3 protein-coding genes are annotated in these 2,076 nt (G+C 62.6%); 1 reads left to right on the forward strand and 2 read right to left on the reverse strand.

Annotated elements, in window-relative coordinates:
- Positions 1-316, reverse strand: a 316-nt coding sequence (locus tag EOA86_RS32235; RefSeq protein ID WP_128345293.1) for an FAD-dependent oxidoreductase, incomplete at its 3' end; no start/stop codon positions are given.
- A 2-nt stretch (positions 317-318) separates the two neighbouring features.
- Positions 319-441 carry a hypothetical protein gene (locus EOA86_RS41350; protein ID WP_281035722.1) on the reverse strand — a complete coding sequence of 41 codons (123 nt, stop codon included), beginning with the start codon at positions 439-441 and terminating at the stop codon, positions 319-321.
- Positions 442-590: 149 nt separating this feature from the next.
- Between EOA86_RS41350 and EOA86_RS32240 the strand changes: the two genes are divergently transcribed.
- Positions 591-1,967 (forward strand): aspartate aminotransferase family protein, encoded by a 1,377-nt coding sequence (locus tag EOA86_RS32240; RefSeq protein ID WP_128345295.1) that lies wholly within the window; start codon positions 591-593, stop codon positions 1,965-1,967.
- Positions 1,968-2,076 lie beyond the last annotated feature (109 nt).

The raw sequence follows: 2,076 nt of genomic DNA on the forward strand, positions 1-2,076 counted from the left end.
GGATGGAAGCGAGCACCGGCTCCTGTCCGGCATTCGTGGCGACGATGAGCTTGCCGCAGCGCGCATGCGGCACCGCCCGCTCCTGGCAATAACGGTAGAGCTTTTCCCGGCCTGCCACGCAGAGCCGGGCCTTCAGCGATCCGGCCGGATAGTGGATGCCGGCATGGATAACCTCGGAATTGCGCGAGCTAATCCCGGTGCCGATGGCGTTCTCGGCTTCGAGGATCAGGATGTCCATGCCGCGCTGCGCCACCTCGCGCGCGATCGCGAGGCCGACGACCCCGGCGCCGGCAACGATGCAGTCGACATGGTCCACGATCAGGCCACCTCAGCCTCGATGTTGTGCCTGGTGAGCCGTTTAGGAATGACGTCTCGGCAATGCGCACAGCGGGCTTGGCGCAGGTTCTCGCGTTCTGCGGCCTCGAAGCTGGAATTCTGCATGTCTTCCGTCCATCCGCCAGCGCTTTCGAAAGGGCTTGACACCCTTACAAGAAACAGATGCACCAAACAGCATTAATGCCAGAGGGACCTGCCGATGCGCGCCGAACGGCGGCAGGACCCACGTCCCGGCATGCAGGACAGGAACCATCATGGACGCTCGACCGAATTCTCCCGAAGCTCGCGACATCAACTACCACCTGCACGGCTACACCAATGCCCGCAAGCATGAGGAAGCAGGGCCGCTCCTCATCGAGAAGGGCGACGGCATCTATGTCGAGGATCTGGCCGGCAACCGCTACATCGAGGCGATGGCCGGGCTTTGGAGCGTCGCGGTCGGCTTCTCGGAGAAGCGGCTGGTGGACGCGGCGGTGCGCCAGATGTCCAAGCTGCCTTACTATCACGACTTCGGTTCCAAATCGCATTCGCCGCTGATCGATCTCGCCGAGAAGCTTGTGCAGATGGCGCCGGTGTCGATGAGCAAGGCGTATTTCACCAATTCCGGCTCCGAGGCCAACGATACGGCCATGAAGATGATCTGGTACCGGTCCAATGCGCTCGGCCAGCCGGCACGCAAGAAGATCATCAGCCGCAATCGCGGCTATCACGGCGTCACCATTGCCGCGGCAAGCCTGACCGGCCTACCCAACAACCACATTTCCTTCGACCTGCCGATCGCCAATGTGCTGCACACGTCGACGCCGCACCACTGGCGCGAGGCGCTGCCTGGCGAGAGCCAAGAGCAGTTTTCGAGCCGGCTTGCCGACGACTTGGAAAAGCTGATCCTGGCCGAGGGCCCGGAAACCATCGCCGCCTTCTTCGGCGAACCGATCATGGGCGCCGGCGGCGTCATCGTTCCGCCGGCCGGCTACTGGGAGAAGATCCAGGCGGTGCTGTCGAAATACGACATCCTGCTCGTCGCCGACGAAGTCATCTGCGGTTTTGGCCGCACCGGTGAAATGTTCGGCTCGCAGACCTTCGGCATCAGGCCCGACATCATGGTGCTGTCGAAACAGATCTCTTCATCCTACCTGCCGATCTCGGCCCTGCTGATCAACGAAAAAGTTTTCGAGCCGATTGCCGACGAAAGCAATCGCATCGGCACCTTCGGCCACGGCTTCACCGGCGGCGGCCATCCCGTTGCGGCCGCGGTCGCGTTGGAGAACCTGAAGCTGATCGAGGAGCGCGATCTCGTCGGCAATGCGCGCACGGTCGGCGCGCATATGCAGAAGCGGCTGCGCAAGTTCGCTTCGCACCCGCTTGTCGGCGAGGTGCGCGGCGTCGGCCTGATCGCGGCGGTCGAACTGGTCGGCGACAAGGCGAGCAAGGCGCCGTGGGAGACGGCCGGCGCGCTGGGCAGGCTCGTCAACGGCTTTATGCAACAGAACGGCGTCATCTCGCGCAACATGGGCGACGCGCTGGCCTTCTGCCCGCCGCTGATCATCACCGAACCCCAGGTCGATCAGGTGGTCGACGCGTTTGAAAGATCACTCGAAGCCGCGGTCAAGCAGGTCGGGTCTGAAACCTGAAACAAAAAACTGCCTCGGCGGACTACTATGCCTGCTCCGGCTGCTCCTGACAGCGCGTTCGGAAGGTCGAAGGTCGGGTTTAAGGATGAACTTTAGAGACTAGTGTTAC

Source organism: Mesorhizobium sp. M5C.F.Ca.IN.020.32.2.1, assembly GCF_004023105.1.
Classification (GTDB): domain Bacteria; phylum Pseudomonadota; class Alphaproteobacteria; order Rhizobiales; family Rhizobiaceae; genus Mesorhizobium; species Mesorhizobium wenxiniae.